Below are 19,002 nucleotides of genomic sequence, written 5' to 3' on the forward strand. Positions count from 1 at the left end.
GGCCCATCTCTCGATCAGGACTGAGGGGGCGGGATCCTCGGGTCGGGCAGCAGGTCGGGCAGCAGGTCGGGCAGCAGGTCTGCCAGTGCGGTGCGCACGGCGACTCGGCTCACCCCGCGCTCACGCGCGAGACCCGCGATCGAGGCGCCCTCGTCACAGAACGCCGCCCGCACTTCCTCAAGCCGGCCTCCGGCGAGTGCGGGTGGCCGGCCACGGTAGCGGCCTTCGGCTTCGGCCGCAGCGATCCCTTCAGCGTCAGTTCGTTTCGCAGGTCGCGCTGGAACTGCCCGACGGCGGTGATCACGTTGATGATCAGGGCGGTGGCGGTGGTGGCGTCGTCGGCGGCCAGGTCGTGGAAGTTGGACAGCGGCCCCGACAAGACTCGCAGCACGACGCCGCGGGCCTGGCACCACTCCCGGACGGCGTGGATGTCCATCAGGTCGCGGCAGAGCCGGAACAGCTCTCAGACGGTAAGGGCGTCGCCGGGGTGCGCAGCGGAGGCGACCTTGGCGAACGCGGCCCATTCCAGTGCGGAGATCCTGGAGGCGGTCGCCGGGTCCTCGAACAGCAGCACCCCCTCCACCGGATGGAACCCCTCGGCGACTCCTCCGGTCCGGACCAACAACCCGGCCACGGTGAGAATGTGCCGCCGCCGAAGCAGCGACTGGGTCGCGGTGGACGAGCGGGAGTAAACGATCCGCACCGGCGCTCCTCGGTAGTACGGAGCCCCGTTCTGTCGGGAAATCCTGTCGTCAATCAGCAGCCGGATCGAATTGCCCGACGGGGTGTTTCGTTCCCTGCTGTCCGATTTCACCTGGTCCGCTCGACGGCCTTCACATGGGTGTCGTCAAACCTTCTAATCCCGATACCCCACGGACAGACCGAAGACCGGCGGATCGGCTACCTGGCGGCTGGGGTCACGTTCGGGAGCGGAGGGCCGGTACCGGATGCGACCGCTGGTTCCGCGAGGGTTGGGATGTACCCGGATAGTCGGTCCGTGGCGAGTTGGTAGCGCTCCCCACCTGCCAGGGGGTGGGGAGCGTATTGATGTGGTTGCGGGGTGGGCCCGCTATCCGCCGATGTGCGGTGCTCGGGCGGCGGCGGAGCCGTCCCGGATCACCTCGCCGGTGAGGTTGCCGTTGGCTTCCGAGCCCAGGAAGACGATGAGGTTGGCCACGTCGTCGGAGGTGGACAGCCTGTGCGTGGGGGTGGCGGCGGCGAGGGTGTCGGTGACGAACGCGGGGATGTCGGGGCGGCTGTCGGTGAGGGTGAAGCCCGGCGCCACGACATTGACCAGGATCCCATCACGGCCGCCGTTCCAGGCCAGGCTGCGGGCGAGGCCGTACAGGCCGGATTTGGCGGTGCCATAGGGCCCCGGACCGGGCAGGCCCTCCTCGGCGACGCTTGAGGAGATCAGCACGATACGGCCCCAGCTCCTGGCGCGCATGCCGGGCAGGACGGCGCGGACCGTCGCCACTGTTCCGATCAGGTTGGCGCCGATCATGGCGTCCCATTCCTGCAGAGGCACGTCCTCGAACCGGACGCTGGGGTCGGGCGGCCCATCGCCGCCCCAGCGCACGGCATTGGCGACGAGGACCTCGATGCCGCCCCAGCGCTCGACGACGGTCGCGACGGCATGGTCGATGGTGGCCAGGTCCTCGAGGTCGAGCCGGACGATGAACGCCTGCCCGCCGGCGGCCTCGACATCGGCAGCCACTTTCTCGGCGCTGTCGGGATGGTTGCGGTAGGTGATCGCCACGCGGGCGCCTTCGCGGCCGTAGGCGCGGGCGGTCGCAGCGCCGATGCCGGTCGACGCGCCGGTGATCAGGACCACGCGGCCGCTGAGATCAGTGTTCATGGTGTGGGTTGTCCTTCTGTCTTCGCTTCGCTGATGGGTCGGGGAGTCGCGGTCAGGACGGCGTCTCGGCGCGCACCCGGGTTGCCAGGGCGTGCACCGCGCCCAGCGCCGTGGTGTGGGAGGTCTCGTGCTGCTCGCGGAACTGCGCGAGGAAGGGCATGACCGTGGCGTGGGTGAGTTCGGCATGGACGAAGGTGACGTCGTCAAGTCCGAGCACGGAGAAGTAGGCGCGCAGGTAGGGCTCGTGGAAGTCGAAGTGCTCGCGGGGGGTGCCGGGTCCGTAGGCGCCGCCGCGCGCGCTCAGCACCACGGCTGACTTCCCCTTGAGCGGCAGCCAGGGCAGGGTGACGCGGTCGATCCACGCCTTGAACGCGGCGGGCACCGTGAAGTTGTACATCGGCACGCCCAGGAGCAGGACGTCGGCCGCGAGGAGCTGCTCCACCAGCGGGCGGGTGGTCGCCCAGCTCCTGGTCAGCTCGGGAGCGCCGGCGGCCACCTGGTCCATGGTCTCGATGTCGCGCACCCCGTTCACCGATGACTGGGTGGCGAGGCGGACCCGGTCTTCGTCGATGGGTGGCACCGGATCGGCCACCAGGTCCCGGTAGGTGTAGACGCCGTCCGGGTGCGTGGCACGCCAGTCGGCCACGAAGGTCTCGCCGAGCCTGCGGGAGAACGACTCGCTGCGTCCGCTGGCGTCCAGATGCAGAAGATGCATCACAAGGTTGCCTCACATTCAAGATGGTCTGGAATCGCAATCAATATAGACCAAGATAATTTCAAGTCAAGAACATCTTGGCTTGGTATCATGCTGTCCATGGCCCACGCCCCCACATCCGAAGGCCCGCACGGGAGCGGACTGCACCAGGACCTGCACTGGCTGTTCGCGCGACTAAAGCAAGGCCTGGCCACCGCTGAGACCGCCGCGGTGCGCGAGCACGGAATGACCCTGTGGGGCTACACGGTGCTGGTGGCCGTGGTCGAAGCCCCCGCCCGCACCCAGCTCGCCCTCGCCCAGGCCGTATCGGTCGACAAGAGCAAGCTGGTCCTCATCCTCGACGAACTGGAGGACGCCGGCCTGGTGCGCCGCCGCCCCGACCCCGCCGACCGCAGGGCCCGCATCATCGAGGCCACCCCCGAGGGCGACCGCGCCCTCAAAGCCGCCCGCGCCGACATCGAGACGATCGAGAACCAGCTCTTGGCCGACCTCGCCCCCTTGGCCCGGACCACACTGCAGAGCTCGCTACAACATCTCGCCGGCGAGCCCATCGCGAAAGTCGAGGACGGACGGTCACCCGAAACCGCCTGCGCGCCCGACCCGGCCTGACCGCTCTGAGGTCACGGCACCTTGTTGACCAAGTTGAGAATCGTTCGATTCTCAACACCACAGCCCGACGGGCTCCGGACGCCCCTCCCCGGCTCCGCGACCTGTTGAAAACGTGTTGAGAAAATCGGGTGTTCAACAAGTGCACCAGCACCCTTATCTCCACACTTTCAAGTCATGGAGCCCATCGCCGAGCCCGTACTGCCCTACCCCCACGCCCGTAACGACTGCATCTTGTGCCGCGAGATGGACGTCGACTTCGAAATCGTGGAAGAGGCGCTGGAACCATCGTCCTGGACGCCAGGCCGCCCACCTCGCCGGTTCTGCCAGGGGTGCATCGGCCGATGGATGGTCACCCAGGCCGCCTACGGTCGCGGCAGCCAGACCTCCCCTGATGAGCCACTCAAGGTGACCGTCACCATGCTGGCCCCCGGCGGCGGCTCGTGGTGAACACCACGACCGAGAACCTCGCGCTTCGCGAAGGTCCGCCGTTGGAGGGATCTCCCGGCGAGAACCCACTGGCGGCCGAACCCGAGGGCCCGCCGGGGGCGCTGATCGGCTACGCCCGCGTCTCCACCGCCGACCAGCTCCTGGACCGCCAGATGACTGCCCTCACCGCGGCGGGCTGCATCCGGATCTTCGCCGACCAGAAATCCGGCAAGAACGCCGAGCGCGAGGAGCTCTGGAAGGCGCTGGACTACCTGCGCGTCGGCGACACCCTCGTGGTGCCCTCGGCCGCCCGTCGGCGATGACCGCCGAGCAGATCCGGCACGCCCGGGACCTGCTCACCCGGCCGGAGAACACCGTCTCATCCATCGCCCGCCTGCTCGGCGTCAGCCGCTCCACGATCTACAAGTACGTGCCCGAACTCGCAAGCGGCCGACCTGTCGTCGTACAGCCAACGGCGCGAGCCGAACTGGAGCCGGGAAGCTGATTGCGCAGTTGCTGGCGGCCTTCATCCCGCTGGCCTTCACTCTCGGCACCGACTTCAAGCCCGCCCCCCGTATCCCGCGGGAGGATGTGCTGCGCTGGGACCGCTGGTGAGCGCGCCGGCCGGGCCGCCCTGACCCAGGTGCGGCCTGGTAAGCCTCACCGGAGCACCGGCACGATCACGCCTGGTCAGGCTGGCACGGACCGCAGGACGCCGGCCACCTCGTCCACCACGGCCCGCGTGGGCCGCTGGCACACCAGCCATGTCGTCATCACGGCTTGGGGTAGCTCCTGGACGGGCCGCCAGTGCCAGCCGGGCAGCTTCAGCGCGGCGACGTGCGAGGCGACCAGCGCGGCGTCGGACCGCGTCGCCTGTGCGCAGGCCAGGACGTGCTCGGTGAACTGGGCGAACTGCCAGTACGGCCGGACGCCGATGGCCAGTACGGCCGCCGTGACACTCTCACGGGCTGGCTCGCGTTCACGGGCGTGCACGAGCACCCGCAGAGCGTGCAGATCGCCGATCCGGTAACCAGGCTCGCCGGCCAGCGGATGGCCGGGCCGCACTGCCAGCCCGAGGATCTCCCGGCGCAACAGCCACGAGGCGTAGTGGCCGGGCGGCTGCTGATGGACCAGGCACAGATCGAGCCTGCCCTCGTGGAGCAGACGCAGTTGGTCGAAGCTCGTGGCCTCCACATAGTTCAGCTCGGCATGGGGCAGCACCGTGTCCACCGCCTCGACGACCGAGGACAGCCAGGAACCGGGTGTGGCGGGAGGTACGCCGACGGAGACCACCTGCCGCGCCCGGGCGGCTTCCGAGACGATCTCCTGCGTGGTCGAGGCGAGACCGAGGATCTGCCGGGCGTGCTGCAGCAGCGCCTGTCCGCTCGGCGTCAGCCGCACCCCCCGGGAGGTGCGTTCGAACAGCCGCTGGCCGAGCTGCCGTTCCAGATCCATGATCTGCCGGCTCAGCGACGGTTGCGAGACCAGCAAACGCTGAGCGGCCTGATAGAACGAGCCCTCCTCCGCCACCGCGGCGAAGTATCGCAGGTGTCGAAGTTCCACGGTCCCTCCTCACCCGGCGGCTGGGCTATGCCTGCGGAACATAGTAGGCGTGCTTAGAAGGACTTGGACTGCGACGTGTCTCCGGCCCTGTACTGATGTCGACGGCCATCACCGATGGTGACGCGAAACAGTGAGCAGCCCTCCATGCTGCGTTCTTCGAGGAGCAAGATGAGGCTTGGCGTATGTTCGGCCTGCCTGCCGGAGCTGACGCCGCACCAGGCGACCGAGGCGGCGGCCGCAGCCGGGTATGCCGGAGTCGAATGGCGGGTCGCCGCCGAGACCGGTTCGCAAGGACCGGCGCACTTCCTGCGCAACAACCGCTGCACCCTGCGCCCGCGACGAGACGACATCCGCCACGCGCGCAAGCTCTGTGACCGCGTGGGCTTGGCTGTCGTCGGGCTGAGCGGCTACGTCCAGGTCGGCGACTTGCGGGGGGTCGAGCAGTTGATGAGCTTGGCGGCCGAGGCGGGCGCGCCGCGGATCCGCCTGTGGGCGCCGCCCACCACGGACGGCGGGTTCCATCAGGCACTCGGCCAGGCCATCGCGTTCTTCGGCGAGGTCGCGGAGCTGGCCGGCCGCTTCGGCGTGCAGGCGCTGCTGGAGATGCACCAGCGGACGATCTGTCCCAGTGCCGCGCTGGCCAAGCAGGTCGTGAAAGAGCTTCCTCCGCACTTGGTGGGAGTGATCTACGATCCCGGCAACACCGTGGTGGAGGGGTCGGAGGATCCCCGGCTGGCCTTGCAGATCCTTGGCGAGCACCTGGCCCACGTGCACCTCAAGAACGCCGCCTTCGAACGTGCCGAGGGCGGCGGCCCGTGGCGGCACCGATGGACGCCGATGAACGACGGCGTGCTCGACGTGCCCGCGATCCTGCGGCGGCTCGAAAGCTCCGGCTACCGCGGATGGGTGTCGGTAGAGGACTTCAGCACCGATCGGCCACCGCACGAGGCCCTCGCCTTCAACGCCGCCTACCTGCGCGGCCACGCCACGTTCGAGCCGACGACGGGAGAGCGAGCGTGAGCGCGAAAGGGGCGATCGTCACCGGAGGGGCGGGCGTCCTCGGCCAGGCTATCGCCGCCCAGCTGACCGCCGACGGCTTCGAGGTGACACTCTTCGACGTCGACGAAGCCGCTGTGACGCAGGCGGCGAACCGCCTGTCGGCGTCCAGCGGCGCAAACGCTTCCGGGTACCGGGTGGACGTGAGCGACCCCGATGCGGTCCGCGAGCAGATCGCCCGGCTGGAACACGCGGGCCGGCGTCTGGACTGCCTGGTCAACAACGCCGCCATCAACCCGCGCCTGCCGCTGTCCGGGCAGACCCCCGACGCCTGGGACACGACGATGGCGGTCAACGTGCGCGGGCCGATGCTGCTCTGCCAGGCGATGCGGCCCTGGTGGCAGCGCCATGGCGGGGGCCGCGTGGTCAACGTGAGCTCCCGCACCTGGCTCGGAGGGGGCCCCACGGCGTACGTCACCTCCAAGGCGGCCATCGTGGGCCTGACCCGGACCCTCGCCGTCGAACTGGGGTCGCTCGGCGTCACCGTCAACGCCGTGGCACCCAGCGTGGTGGAGACCCCCTTGACCAGGGCAGGTCGTACCGAAGAAGAATTTGAGCAGTTCGCGGCCCGCCACCGGGCGATGACCCCGCTCGGCCGGCTGGCCCGCCCTCAGGACGTGGCCGATGCCGTCGCCTTCCTGGCCGGCGAGCGGGCCGCCTTCATCACCGGCGAGATCCTGCACGTGTGCGGCGGAGCCCAGCTCGCACCGACGGCCTGACGACCAACATCCCGAAAGAACCTTCCGTGCCCTACTTCGAACGCTCCGGTGTACGCCTGTTCTACGCCGAATACCCGCCCGCCACCCACCCAGGTCCGCCGCTCAACCTGCTCCTCGTGCACGGCCTGTGGGGCGCGGCCGAAGGCTGGATCCACCAGATCCCCGCCCTGCGGACCAACTACCGCACCGTGGTCGTGGACCTGCGCGGACACGGACGCTCCAGCACTCCGCCATCGGGCTACGACCTCGGCGACCACGCCGAAGACCTGGCGGCCCTGATCCGGCACGCCGATCTGGCACCGGTCGTCCTGCTCGCCCATTCGATGGGCTGCTCGGTGTCCACCGTCCTGGCCGCCCGCCACCCCGACCTGGTCCAAGCCCTGGCACTGGTCGACCCCGACTACGCCGGCGATCCCAGCGAGCGGGAGTGGATGACCCGCCTGGCCGACGACCTGGAGGGACCGAACGCCGACCAGATCGCGCAGGACCTCATCAGCGACCGTTTCCACACCCCCGCCACCCCGGAGCATCTGCGCACCTGGCACCTGCTGGAAGTCCTGACACGGCCGGCATGGCTACGCGCTCAAACCTTCCGCCACAGCGCCTTCGGCCCCAGCAGCCTGCGCTTTCGTCCCCAAGCCGAACCCGTCCTGCGCCAACGCCGCCAACCGGTGCTGGCCTTCCACCGCCACCCGGCACGCGCCGAGGTGGAGCGCCTGTGCCTGCCGCACGGCCACAGCCGGATCGTGCAGCACCCTCACGCGGGCCACTTCATCCACCAGGAACAGCCCGACGAGATCAATCACACCCTCATGCAGTGGCTGGCCGCCCTTCCCCGATAGCCCTCCGCCCCCCGCAGAAAGGCAAGCCAACAGCCGTGACAGTCAACGAAAGCCTCGCCCCGTACGGCGCCCTTCCCCCGTCATCACCCCGCTACAAGGCCCGCGCTTGGGGCGTCACCGCCGTGCTGGTGCTCTCCTCGGTCGTGGTGTTCCTCGACAAAGCCCTGCTGGGCCTGGTCGCCAAGCCGATGAGCGCCGAACTCGGCATGTCGGCCGCCGGTTTCGGAACCCTGGGCAGCGCCTCCTACGTACTGTTCGGCCTCACCTGTATCGCCGTCAGCTTCGCCGCACAGCGCATCTCCCCGCGGTGGGTCCTGCTGGTCTGTGGCCTGCTGTGGGCGATCGGCCAGGTGCCCGCCATCGTCGCCGCCACCGGCGGCATGCTGTACGCGAGCAGGATCGTCGTCGGAGCCGCGGAAGGACCCGCCAACCCGCTGTCCATGACCGTGCTGTACTCATGGTTCCCCAACGAGCGGCGCGGCCTGCCTCAAGCGCTCTACACCGCGGGTGCCGCCGTCGCCAAGATCGCCCTCGCGCCCGTGCTCACCTTGATCATCATCGGGTTCGGGTGGCGCGCCGGTTTCCTCACTGTCGGAGCACTCGCGCTGGCCTGGTCGGTACTGTGGCTGGCCACCGGGCGGCAAGGACCGTACGGCGCCGCCCCCGCCCGGGGCGACCAGCCGCAGCCCGGCCACACGACCCGCATTTCTTGGCGCCGCGCGCTGCTCAACCGCACCTTCATCGGCTGCTTCCTCGCCTACTTCGCCCAGAACGCGCTCGCCGCCATCATCTTCACCTGGCTGCCCTCCTACTTCGAGAACGCGCTGGGCTTCTCACCCGAGGCGGCCGGGTCGTTGTTCGGGCTGCCCAGCGCGCTCGGTATCGTGGCGCTGGTCACCACCGGAGCGGTCACCGACCGGCTGCTCCGCACCGGCGTCACCTCCAGAAGGGCCCGCGGCCTGCTCGGCGGTGCCTGCCTCACCGGCGCCGGCATCCTGCTGACCTGCCTGCCGCTGATCCACACGCCGCTTCCCGCCATCGCCCTGCTGATGCTCGGCTACGGCATCTCCGTCACCGTCAACACCTTCGCCAACCCGGCCGTGGCCGAACTCGTGCCGCCCGCTCAGCGCGCCGGAATTCTCGGCGCCTTCTCCGGGCTCAGCGTCACCGCCGGCATCGCCAGCCCCATCATCACCGGATGGCTCCTGGACCGCGCCGCCACTCCCGAGGCCGGCTACACCACCGCCTTCCTGCTTAGCGGCATCCTGCTCGCCGTCGCCGGAGTGCTGTTCGCCCTGCTCGTCGACCCCGAACGCGACCGCCACAATCCCCTCAGGAGCAACCATGTCCCAGCCTGAACCACACCACCCCCCGCTGGACCTCACCCCAGACGAACTACTCAGCACTGCCCGCCCGGCCGTCGGTTCGGGCCCCGGGCCAGCAGGTCGTCCACCGGCGGCGACACGCGTACCACGCCGTCGTTGCCGGCGCTCGCGATGCGTACCGTGTGTCGCCTTCGACCGCACGGGCCGCAGGCGGCATCCGAAGGGGGAACGGGAACGGTGGCCTGGTCACCCGGGCGCGCCCGCCACGGCGAGATGAGCGGAACGCGCCCCCCGGGACGCTGCCGTTCTGCGATGCCGGGCAGACTGCAACCGAACCGCCAGACGGGAGAGGCCGACGCATGAGCACGCCACCACCGCCACCTGGAGTGGAGCGGACCCACGGATCACCCGTGCGGATCGGCGCCCTCGTTCCGCTGACTCCGCCCGGCTGGGTCGAGGCGGGCCGGCACTTGCTCGCCGGGCTCGAGCTGGCAGTCGGCGAGGTCAATGACGACGGCGGGATCGACGGGAGACCGCTGGAGCTGGTGGTCCGGGACACCGCGGCCGACCCGCGGAGGGCCGCCGCGGCCGTGGACGAACTGGCTCACCTGGGCGTGGCCGCCCTGGCGGGGGAGTACCACAGCGTCGTAGCCCGCGCCGCAGCCGCCAGGGCCGACGCCCTCGGCCTGCCGTTCCTCTGCTCGTCAGCGATCCTCGACGCGCTCACCGAACAACCGACGGACTGGGTCGCGCGCCTCGCCCCGGCGCAGTCGCGCGGCTGGGGGATCTACGCGGACTTCCTCCTCGGCGCGGGCCACAGCCGCATCGCCGTTGCCGCCCAGCCGAGTGTCTACTGGGCGGCCGGGGCCCGCATCCTGCGGGACCGTCTCGCTCCACGCGGCGGCGACATCATCGAACTCGACATGGGCGCGCTCGCCCCCGCGGACGTGTGCGACGCGCTCGCCGACAACGGCGCGACAGCTCTCCTTCTGCTGGTCGGCCACCCCGAGCCGGCGGTGCCGATCGTCAGGTCCGTCCGCGGTGACCGGCGCCTCGCCGAGGTCATGATCGGCGCTCCGGCCGGGCAGCCGGAGTTCGCCGAATGGGCGTCGTCGCTGGGCGCCGACGGCGCCGCGATCCCGTTCCTGCGCTACCTGCCCGAGCGCCTCGGCCCGCTCGGTGCACGAGTCGGGACGGCCCTTCGCGAGCGGCTGGCCGCAGAGCCCTCCTTCGTCGCCTTCGAGGGCTACGACGCGGTCGCCGTCCTCGCAGGCATGCTGCGTTCGCATGGCGCGGACCGGGCGCGCATCGCCGAATCCTGGCCACAAGTCGTGGCCGAAGGCACCCGCGGGCAGATCCGGTTCTCCCGCACGCCGGGCATCGGCGTTTGGCAGTGGGCCTGGGCGCCGGTCCAGGTCGTCGATCGAGACCCGGCGGAGCCCGGTCGTCTTCGGATCCTGCACGCCGGCTGAGCCGAGCGTCGCCGGGGGCGTGCCCGCGTACAGCGACATCGGAAGGGGTTGTGAGCTGGATCACGGTTGAGGGGGACCGCCAGGCCGCCGATCGACGGACACGTACGGATCGGCAGCAACACAACACCTTCACCGCGACCCTGATGCTGCAACTGGTGGCCGAGGGCACGATCGGGCTGGACGACCCGGTGGACGGCTGCCTGCCCGAGTTCGCGGTGGACCGGCGGATCACCGCGCGGACGCTGCTGCAGCACACCAGCCGCCTGGTCAACTTCGTGGCGCCGGACGCCTCGCCGGAGATCCCCGGGCCGTACGCCCACGCCTGCTACAGCTACGTGAACGCGAGCGAGCGGACGACGGCCGACGTCACCCGCCACAACCCCTCCTGGATCTCCACCGGCGGCGACATGATCTCCACCGTCCAGGACCTGCACACGTTCGTCTCCGCGCTGACGGGCGCCTCCGTGGGGCACGCGGCGCCGATGTACAGTACGCCCGACGGCAGCAAGGCCCTGACCGCCGCGCTGAACTGCGTCGACGACGCCGACCCGTCCATGGCGGCGGCGTTCCGGAACGCCCAGCAACGGCTCGTCAACGAGGTGTTCTGCGGCGGGCAGGCCGATCCGGCTCAGACGGCGGACTGAACACCGGCCCGTCCGGCCGCCCGGCCGCGGCGGGGTCCGCCGCGTCAGCGGCGGCCTGGCGGGCGTCGAACTCTTCCAGAGCCTCCCGCGCCGCCGTTCGGGTGTCCTCATCGGCCTATCTGGGGTTGTCAAGCGACGGCCGGCACCTGGCCCCGATGTCTCTGGCATTACCGTGTGCGATCAGCAAGGGCGCAATCCACGTCGCAGGCCGGGGCCGGAGCTCCGCGTACCGTGCAGGGGCGGCCGGGCCGCCCGCGTCGGGCCGGCCGGGGCCACTTTCTGGGACGCCGGGTACGCGGGGCGAACCTTTCGGCGCCCCGCGGCGTTGATCTTCCTAAGCGACGAAGGGGGCGCAGATGGCGCGGGCAGGGGCGATTCCCGGTACGGACGGGTGGATCGAGCGTCCGGCGGAGGTGGATCGGGTTGTGGCCGCGCTGACCTCCGGGGACGGCGGCCTTGTGACGGTGGTCCCGGAGGCGGGCGGCGTGGAGGGGATGGGCGTCACCGCCGTCGTGGCGGCCGCGCTGCACCGCTCCGAGGTGGCAGAGCACTTCACCGAGGGCGTCGGCTGGGTCAACGCCGGCGGCGCGGGCCCGGAGCAGTGGATTCCCGAGCTGGTCGACGTGCTGGGCCACCTGTATGGCGAGGAGGATCAGTTCCAGGCCCAGTTGGACGACATTCCAGACATCCACGACGAGGACGCGGTGTCAGAGGTCATGGAAGAGATGATCTTCACGCCCGGGGCCCGGTTGGTGGTGATCGACGGCTTGCCGAACACGGTCCAGGTCGCGCCGCTGGTCTTCCGGATGCCGGGGTGGACGTGGCTGGTCACCACCGCCGTCGCCGATGACCTGCCGGAGTTCGCCGTTACGGTGCCCGTCGGGCCGATGGCGTCGGCGCAGGCTGTCGAGCTGCTGCGTCGCGACCTGCCCGAACTGGAGGAGGGGGCGGCCGCCCGGCTGGCGGAGCTGACCGGTGGCTGGCCGCTCGCCCTGGACATGGTCCACGGGGCGATCGCCGATCAGGGCGTCGCGGGAGAACCGGCCGGCGCGGTGGCGGCGCGGATCGCGGGGGCGATCGCGGAACGGGTGGATCTCACCGACCCCGCTTCGCGGGCGGCGCTGATCGGCACCCTCGTGGATCACTCCGTCGGCTGGTTGCGCACGGTCGACCCGGCCGCCGCCGAGCGGTTCCTGGAGCTCGGCCTGTTCGGCGCGGACGAGACCGTCCCCATCGGTGTGGCCGCGATGCTGTGGAGCGCGGACGGCGGCATGACAGGCGGTCGGCTTGACGAGCTGATCGCCAGGCTGGAGGGGCTGTCCCTGCTCAGGCGGCGTACCGACGAGGCGGATCTGGTGCTCGTGCGCGAGGCGGGCGCCCGCGTCCGCGAGTTGCTCGGCCCGGAGGGCCTGGCCCGGGCGCGCCGGGCGCTGATCGACGCCGGCATGGGGCAGGACCTTGAGGGCTGGGCCGACCTGCCCGGCACCGGCGAGTGGCTGGTGCGGCGCATCGCGAGCCTGCATGCCGACGCCGGAGACGTGGAAGGGCTGCGGGAGGTGGTCTGCGATGGGTTATGGCTGGCCACCCAGATTCAACTGTCCGGCGTCGAGGCTGCGATGGCGGAACTGGCCAAGGCAGGCGCCGGACCGGCCGAGGCGTTCGGCCGGGTCCTGGGTGGCTCGGCCCACGTGCTGGAGTTGGCGCGTCACGGCATCAGCGTGAGCGTCATGGCCACGCTCGCCGCCCGCCTGTACGCGATGCCTGGCCAGGCCGCGGAGTTCCGCAGGTTGATGCAGGCCAGGGACCGTCCTTGGCTGGAGTCCCGTTGGACGCCGCCGGGACTGCCGCATCCGGCGCTGCTGCGCACGTTCCGCCATGCTTTTGTGGGGCTACCCGACCTGGCGATCAGCGGGGACGGAGCGTGGCTGGCGGCCGCGGGTGATGCTCTGGTGCCGCGCTGGGGCTTGGACGGCGTACGGCCGCACAGCCTGCTCGGCCACCACGCCGTCGTCAGGTCGGTGGCCTCGGCTCGTGACGGCTCCTGGCTGGCCACCGCGAGCTGGGACAAGACCGTTCGCCTGTGGGAGCCGGACGGAATGCCGCGTGACGTCCTCACCGGTCATCCCGACGGCGTCGAGGCGGTGGCGATCGCGCCGGACGGGACGTGGCTGGCTGCGGGCGGGGACGGGTTCCTGTGGTTCTGGGGGGCCGACGGGACGCTGCGCGCCCGCGTCGAGGAGGGCGACGATTACGAGCGCATCGCCATCTCCCCTGACGGGACGTGGCTGGCCACCACTGGGCGGGACGGCGTCCACCTGTGGAACGCCGACGGGACGCACCGGGCGACCGTCCTCGAGGACGAGGGCGCCGGGGCGGTGGCGATCGCGCCCTCGGGAGAGTGGCTGGCGCTGATCGGCGTCGAGAACGGCGTCCTGCTGGTGAACGCCGACGGCAGCCGGCGCGCCCTGCTCGACACGTCCTGCAGCGGCAGTGCCCTGGCCATCGCACCGGGCGGCGACTGGCTCGCGATCGCCGACTTCGACGACAACGTGGTGGTCATGGACCTGGGCGGGTCGGTACGCGCCCGCCTGCACGGCCACGCCGCCGGGATCAACGGGTTGGTGTTCACGCCCGACGGCGGCCGGCTGGCCTCGGTGAGCCTCGACAGTACGGTGCGGATCTGGGATTTGGTCCTGGCGTTGCGGGAGGCTCCGGCCGAGCCGGGCGGCGGCCCGCACGGCTCCCGTGCCGTCGCGGTGGCACCGGACGGCTCGTACCTCGCCACGGCCGGGAGGGACGGCGTCCACTTGTGGAACGCCGACGGGAGCCCGCGCGGACAGGGGCCCGAGGCGTGGGCGGAGAGCGTGGCCGTCTCCCCCGACGGGACGTTCCTGCTCACGGGCGACGCGGACGGGCTCATCCGGGTGCTCGACGCGGACGGCACCGTGCGCAGGACCGAGGACGTGCAGTCCGGCAGGACCCTGGCCGATCTGCCGTCGGCGGCGATCGCACCGGACGGCACCTGGATGGCCGTCGCCGCCGACGACGAGGTCCGCGTCCTGATCCGTGACGGCGAGGGGTCGGTGGTCCTGGGACCGTACGGCGACGACGTCCGTGCGGTCGCCATCGGCCCGGACTCCTCCTGGGTGGCCGTCGCGGCAGGCCGGGAGGTACGACGGTGGACGCGCGACGGCCGCCCGCTCGGCCCCGGCATGGAGGCGGACAAGAACATCCAGGCGCTGGCGGTCGCACCGGACGGCCAGTACCTGGCGGCGGGCACGACCGGCGGTGTCGTCGAGTTGTTCGACGTCATGGAGGGCGAGCGGGTAGCGCGGTTCGGGCACGACGACCGGCTGACCGGGGTGGCCTTCTCCCCGGACGGCACCCGCCTGGCCACGACCGCGGCCAACGGATGCCTGCGCGTGTGGGACTTCGGCCTGCGCAGATGCGAGAGCGGGATCGTGTTGGACGGCAAGCTGCACGGTGTCGCGTGGTTCCCCGACGGCTCGGGGGTGTGCGTGGCGGGCGCGGCGGGGCTCGCGGGCTTCACCTATCACCGCTGATCGGCGCTCAGGATGCCGGGCCTGAGGACGGGACCGTACGAAGAGAGACAGAGCCGATCACTGGGCTCCGGCCCGTAATCGGTGGTGGCGCTGAGTGATCAGCTGAAGTCGGCGACATACCGGTCATGGCAGTAGACGGTGTCCCGCTCGGAAACCCGGTTTCGTGTCTGAAACGGGGATTTGCTGCGTGATCAGGGTGGCGGCTGCGACCATCGCGGGGGTTGCTGTCGCTTGTCTACCAGTTGGTGAGGTGCTTGTTCGGCCTGCTGGCGGTGGCTGGCCGCCGCCGGGGTGCCGCTGGCCAGATCGGGCCTTTGCTCGACGCCGACACCCCGCTGTTCTCCGCCGCGCTCGCCGAGGTCGAGCGGCGGCTCACCCAACGGATCGAGGAAGTGATCGTGCGGCGTGACATGCTGCGCCGGCTCGCCGACGGAGACCGGGCACTGCTGCCCGACCGGGCCGTGGCGCTGCTGGAGCGGATGTCCGGCCTCGGCTTTCCCGCGGACGCGGTGGCGACCGCCAGGGAGGGCTGGATGCCGGCCAGGGCCCTGGTCCCAGAGGGTTTCGACGACTACCTCACCGATGTCGAGCACGCCCTCGAAGACCCCCGGTTCGTCGACTTGATCAAGCCCGCCACCCAAGCTTCGGCTACGAATCGGACGACCCGCGCGTCCCCGAGCTCGCCACCGCCGTGGCCGACCACTTGCTCGCCAACCCCGCACAGCTCGAGATCATGACCGGTCTGCGAGCCCGCACCGATGCCGCGACCCGGTACGAGCTGATCGCCCTCCACGGCGAAGAGCAGGGATCGGCCGCGGCCCGGGGGATCGCGCTCGTCGAGAACAAGCTCCGCTCCGCCGGCATCCCCATCCCCAGACCCGGCCCCCACTGACCGCATCGCCAGGCCAGACCCTCACCGACCGCGCCCGCATCCGTCCGAGGTTCAGCCGCCTAAGCGCCCGGCGGCCGTGACCGTTGAGCCTTCCGGAGCAGAATGGTTGATTACAGCCTGGGTATGGTTCGCCACCGGACCTCTGAACGAGACGCGAAGGGCTGAACACCATGCCAGACCCGGCCCCGGCGGGGCGTACGCAACGTGCGGTCGGCTGCGTGGTGCTGGCCGCGCTCACCGCACTGGCCGTCACCGGATGCGGCGATCCCGGCAATGGCACCGCGAGCGCCGAGCCCTCCTCGCAGAGGCCGTCTCTCGCGCCTCCCACCCCGTCCCCGGCGGTGACGGCGGCCGACGGAGACGACCTGGCGGCCTGCACCGACGGCAACTGCGAGATCGCGGTGTCCAGGCCCGTGACGATCCGCTTCGAGATCCCCGACGGTCCCGCGACCCTGTCCCTGACCAAGGTCGGCAGGAACGAGGTCGGCTACAAGGTGACCTCAGGCGACAGCAGGACGAGCGGGGAGGCGAGCGGCGACGGCTGGGGCTGCCTCGCCGTCTTCACTCCCGGCGGCAGCAGCAGTGGGTGCAGCCTGATCGCGAGCGAGCCGCCGGACAGGCAGGAGGGGGCCGTCGTCCTGCAGGTGCTGGCAGGCGCCGAGGGCACCGCGCTCCTCCGGCTCGTCTCGGACTGACGCTCGTGGCGGCGCCCGCCCCGGCAGCCGAGCCGTCACCATTCCGTACGCACGCGTTTCGGCGATCGCCGCCGCCCGGCGCCGTCGCCCGATGGTCGAAGTCGATCCGCGGACACCGCTGACCGGAGCGGACGGGCCGGCGCCGTTGATCGACATCGTGGAGACCGCGACCAGGTCACGAGACGTACTGGACCTCCGGCCGCGACAACGAGGCGATGGCGGCGTCGTACGAGCCACCGGGCCACCGGGCCTCCGGACCGGACGGCCGGTCCCGCGTGTGATCGCCCCTTCCCAGGAAGGCCTGCTGTCCGAATTCGGCTACGCCGAGCAACCAGGTCCGCGCGCGAGGGCACTTCCCCGTATCGGCCGTACGCGGACGCTTCGTCATCGGTCAGGAACTCCACCCCCGGCATATGCCGCAAAATAGAGCCCGCCCGCCCATAGCGAACCAAAAGTAGTCGAACCGATACTCAATTCGTCGCCGTGCTGCAGTTCACCTGTATCGGACCGCCAGATGGCGTGGAACACCTAACCGTGATGGTTCTGCGGCCCGGCGGAGACTGCGGCCCGGCGGGCGGCCGCAGCGAGCCAGGGCTGGATGGAGCCGTCGTTGGTGAGGTCGGCGCGGTAGGCCAGCGCCACGGTCACGTAACGGTGGAAGAACCAGTTGCACCGCCATCGGTAGCTGCGGTGGACCTTGTCGGGACAGGGGGCGAGGCCGCCCCCGTCGCGGGCGCTCCAGATGGTGAGGCGCCAGCGCACGTCCCCGCCCAGGTAATTGTGCGCGTCCCGGGCCGTCGCCGCGTCGGGGAACGCGAAGACCTGGACGGAGACGTAGACGGGGTTCTCGGGCGTGGCGTGGGGACCGGGCTGCTCCGCGTAGACACCGACGACCACTTCGGTACAGTCACGGCGCGTGAGTTCCTTGGCCAGGTCGCTGGGGCCCGCTTCACGGGAGAGGCGGGTGTCCTCGGCGATTCGCGCGAACTCGATGCTCATGTCGTTGGTGAACCGCTGCGGCAGCAGGGCGTCCACGGTGAACGGTGTCTCGTCGGTGGAGTCGCGGTCCCAGGATTTGGGAGAGCGCGGCCGCGGCGCGGAGACTGCGGGCGGGCACGGGGTCGTGCCCGGCACTGTGAGGGGTCGGGTGCGGCCGTCTGGGGATTCGGGCCTGGGTATGTGGTCAAGTTGTCGTAGTGCCTGGGCAAGGTTGGCGGCGTTCGGGTGCCGCTGGCTGGGGTTCTTCCGCAGCAGGGTGAGCACGAGGTTGTCCCAGGGGGACGGGATGCCCGCCCGCACCGAACTGGGGGCGGGCGGTTGCTGGGTGAGGTGCGCCGAGAGGTAGCCCACGATATCGGGGGCCTGGAAGGGTAACTGGCCTGTGATCAACTCGAAGAGAAGGCAACCGAGCGCGTACAGGTCGCTGCGCGGTTCTGGGAAGCCGCGTGCTTGTTCGGGGGCCATGTACGCGGGTGTGCCCACGATGAAGCCGGTCTGGGTGAGTTGGTCTACGGTCGCATTGGGGCTGGCTGCCCGCGCGATTCCGAAATCGAGGACCTTCACATTGCCGGAAGGCGTAATGAGGATGTTGGACGGCTTGATGTCCCGGTGCATGATTCCGGCGTCGTGCGCCTCAGCAAGTGCGTCAGATATCTGCGCGCCCCATCGAGCCGCGTCCGGCAAGGTGACGGCGCCTCGGCGCAGCTTGGCGTCCACCCCCTCACCCCGCACCAGCTCCATCACCAGAAACGGGACCCTGTTGTCCCCGGTGCCGGTTTCGCCGAAGTCGTGGATGGTCACGATGTTGGAATGCTGCAGCTGGGCGGTGATCCGAGCCTCGCGTAGGAACCTGGTGCGTGCATCGTCGCCGTGGTTTCCGCCACCCGCGAGCATGGAGATCAACTTGACCGCGACGGAACGGCCCAGCGTCTCGTCCCGTGCCTCCCATACCTGTCCCATTCCGCCCTCGTCGAGCTGTCGCACCAACCTGTAACGGCCCCCGAGGAGTTGGTCTCGCACTGCTACGCCTCCCCCGTTTCGAACATCTCTGTCCCTTCGCCGGCGAACCGGTGCGACAGGCATCGTGACGCGCCCGCGAAAGCGACACGCGCGTACCCGGAAACACGCAAAACGGCAGGGCTGTTCGCCAAGACGGCCACCCGATCCGGATCAGCTTCCGTCTCCGGCGCGTCCCCGACCGCGGAGCGGGACCAGCGACTTGGCCATGCTGAACGAAGCATCACCAACGATGAGAAGCAGCCCCGAAACTCCCTGCCTGAGCAGGTTATCGCGGGGTGACTCATGATCACGATGGGCTGGGCCCGACTGCCGGGCGCCCCTCGTTGCGTCATGCCCATGACGGCTGGCCAACGTGCCCTACTTGCCGGAAAAGATCATCTCGCTCTGACCTGACCTGCGAGAAGAGGTCAAGAACCCAAGAAGACCATCGGTCCGCTGACGTGTGGGACCGGTCAGCGAAATTTCAGTAGCCACTGTTCACAGTGTTTCAGTGTGCAGGTCAAAGGGCTGTTTCCTCGATCTAGTGATCCCATATTGTTGATCGTTTCCATCCCGGATCCTTCGCCACTGCACCCCCAATGACGATCCTCCGCTGCAGCTATGT

Annotated in this window: 20 protein-coding genes; 14 read left to right on the plus strand and 6 right to left on the minus strand. The window is 70.3% G+C overall.

Annotated elements, in window-relative coordinates; all coding sequences use genetic code 11:
• Nucleotides 1-109: 109 nt before the first annotated feature.
• The 4 genes from ABD844_RS45755 to ABD844_RS45770 form a co-directional block, all read right to left on the minus strand.
• Nucleotides 110-460, minus strand: a complete 351-nt coding sequence (locus ABD844_RS45755; protein ID WP_344893905.1) for a recombinase family protein — start codon at nucleotides 458-460, stop codon at nucleotides 110-112.
• Between the two features lie 3 nt (nucleotides 461-463).
• Nucleotides 464-703: a hypothetical protein gene (locus ABD844_RS45760; protein ID WP_344893753.1), complete on the minus strand. Its 240-nt coding sequence runs from the start codon at nucleotides 701-703 to the stop codon at nucleotides 464-466.
• 366 nt (nucleotides 704-1,069) lie between these two features.
• A complete protein-coding gene (locus ABD844_RS45765; RefSeq protein WP_344893756.1) occupies nucleotides 1,070-1,858 on the minus strand; it encodes an SDR family NAD(P)-dependent oxidoreductase in 789 nt (262 codons plus the stop codon).
• 52 nt (nucleotides 1,859-1,910) lie between these two features.
• Entirely contained in the window at nucleotides 1,911-2,573 is a 663-nt protein-coding gene (locus tag ABD844_RS45770; RefSeq protein WP_344893759.1) for an FMN-dependent NADH-azoreductase, read from the minus strand.
• Nucleotides 2,574-2,672: 99 nt separating this feature from the next.
• Between ABD844_RS45770 and ABD844_RS45775 the strand changes: the two genes are divergently transcribed.
• The 4 genes from ABD844_RS45775 to ABD844_RS45790 all read left to right on the plus strand — a co-directional run bounded on the left by ABD844_RS45775 (nucleotide 2,673) and on the right by ABD844_RS45790 (nucleotide 4,113).
• On the plus strand, nucleotides 2,673-3,182 hold the full coding sequence (locus ABD844_RS45775) for a MarR family winged helix-turn-helix transcriptional regulator (protein ID WP_344893762.1): 510 nt from the start codon (nucleotides 2,673-2,675) through the stop codon (nucleotides 3,180-3,182).
• A 174-nt stretch (nucleotides 3,183-3,356) separates the two neighbouring features.
• Nucleotides 3,357-3,629: a hypothetical protein gene (locus tag ABD844_RS45780; protein ID WP_344893765.1), complete on the plus strand. Its 273-nt coding sequence runs from the start codon at nucleotides 3,357-3,359 to the stop codon at nucleotides 3,627-3,629.
• Nucleotides 3,630-3,670: 41 nt separating this feature from the next.
• Complete coding sequence (locus tag ABD844_RS45785) at nucleotides 3,671-3,931, plus strand: recombinase family protein (protein ID WP_344893768.1); 261 nt, start codon at nucleotides 3,671-3,673, stop codon at nucleotides 3,929-3,931.
• On the plus strand, nucleotides 3,928-4,113 hold the full coding sequence (locus ABD844_RS45790) for a helix-turn-helix domain-containing protein (protein WP_344893771.1): 186 nt from the start codon (nucleotides 3,928-3,930) through the stop codon (nucleotides 4,111-4,113). The genes ABD844_RS45785 and ABD844_RS45790 overlap by 4 nt, the downstream gene beginning before the upstream one ends.
• Before the next feature lie 185 nt (nucleotides 4,114-4,298).
• Here ABD844_RS45790 and ABD844_RS45795 read toward each other — a convergent pair whose 3' ends face one another.
• Nucleotides 4,299-5,171, minus strand: coding sequence for a LysR family transcriptional regulator (locus tag ABD844_RS45795; protein WP_344893774.1), 873 nt, complete (start codon nucleotides 5,169-5,171; stop codon nucleotides 4,299-4,301).
• A gap of 168 nt (nucleotides 5,172-5,339) precedes the next feature.
• On the opposite strand from ABD844_RS45795, the gene ABD844_RS45800 reads away from it, so the two are divergent.
• The 10 genes from ABD844_RS45800 (at nucleotide 5,340) to ABD844_RS45845 (ending at nucleotide 16,379) form a co-directional block, all read left to right on the plus strand.
• Nucleotides 5,340-6,191, plus strand: a complete 852-nt coding sequence (locus ABD844_RS45800) for a sugar phosphate isomerase/epimerase family protein (RefSeq protein WP_344893777.1) — start codon at nucleotides 5,340-5,342, stop codon at nucleotides 6,189-6,191.
• Nucleotides 6,188-6,946 (plus strand): SDR family NAD(P)-dependent oxidoreductase, encoded by a 759-nt coding sequence (locus ABD844_RS45805; RefSeq protein WP_344893780.1) that lies wholly within the window; start codon nucleotides 6,188-6,190, stop codon nucleotides 6,944-6,946. The genes ABD844_RS45800 and ABD844_RS45805 overlap by 4 nt, the downstream gene beginning before the upstream one ends.
• Before the next feature lie 26 nt (nucleotides 6,947-6,972).
• Nucleotides 6,973-7,788 (plus strand): alpha/beta fold hydrolase, encoded by an 816-nt coding sequence (locus ABD844_RS45810; RefSeq protein ID WP_344893783.1) that lies wholly within the window; start codon nucleotides 6,973-6,975, stop codon nucleotides 7,786-7,788.
• Between the two features lie 35 nt (nucleotides 7,789-7,823).
• A complete protein-coding gene (locus ABD844_RS45815) occupies nucleotides 7,824-9,146 on the plus strand; it encodes an MFS transporter (RefSeq protein ID WP_344893786.1) in 1,323 nt (440 codons plus the stop codon).
• 377 nt (nucleotides 9,147-9,523) lie between these two features.
• Nucleotides 9,524-10,585, plus strand: coding sequence for an ABC transporter substrate-binding protein (locus tag ABD844_RS45820; RefSeq protein ID WP_344893789.1), 1,062 nt, complete (start codon nucleotides 9,524-9,526; stop codon nucleotides 10,583-10,585).
• A 50-nt stretch (nucleotides 10,586-10,635) separates the two neighbouring features.
• Complete coding sequence (locus ABD844_RS45825) at nucleotides 10,636-11,229, plus strand: serine hydrolase (RefSeq protein ID WP_344893792.1); 594 nt, start codon at nucleotides 10,636-10,638, stop codon at nucleotides 11,227-11,229.
• A gap of 356 nt (nucleotides 11,230-11,585) precedes the next feature.
• On the plus strand, nucleotides 11,586-14,792 hold the full coding sequence (locus tag ABD844_RS45830; protein ID WP_344893794.1) for a WD40 repeat domain-containing protein: 3,207 nt from the start codon (nucleotides 11,586-11,588) through the stop codon (nucleotides 14,790-14,792).
• Nucleotides 14,793-15,013: 221 nt separating this feature from the next.
• The gene (locus ABD844_RS45835) at nucleotides 15,014-15,529 is read left to right on the plus strand and encodes a hypothetical protein (protein WP_344893797.1); all 516 of its coding nucleotides are present in this window, start codon (nucleotides 15,014-15,016) and stop codon (nucleotides 15,527-15,529) included.
• On the plus strand, nucleotides 15,526-15,684 hold the full coding sequence (locus tag ABD844_RS45840; protein WP_344893800.1) for a hypothetical protein: 159 nt from the start codon (nucleotides 15,526-15,528) through the stop codon (nucleotides 15,682-15,684). Before ABD844_RS45835 ends, ABD844_RS45840 begins: the two co-directional genes overlap by 4 nt.
• Nucleotides 15,685-15,854: 170 nt before the next feature.
• A complete protein-coding gene (locus ABD844_RS45845; RefSeq protein WP_344893803.1) occupies nucleotides 15,855-16,379 on the plus strand; it encodes a hypothetical protein in 525 nt (174 codons plus the stop codon).
• A 528-nt stretch (nucleotides 16,380-16,907) separates the two neighbouring features.
• Here the strand turns inward: ABD844_RS45845 and ABD844_RS45850 are convergent.
• Nucleotides 16,908-18,461 (minus strand): serine/threonine-protein kinase, encoded by a 1,554-nt coding sequence (locus ABD844_RS45850; RefSeq protein WP_344893805.1) that lies wholly within the window; start codon nucleotides 18,459-18,461, stop codon nucleotides 16,908-16,910.
• Nucleotides 18,462-19,002 lie beyond the last annotated feature (541 nt).

The sequence above is a fragment of the Nonomuraea antimicrobica genome, from assembly GCF_039536965.1.
Lineage (GTDB): Bacteria > Actinomycetota > Actinomycetes > Streptosporangiales > Streptosporangiaceae > Nonomuraea > Nonomuraea antimicrobica.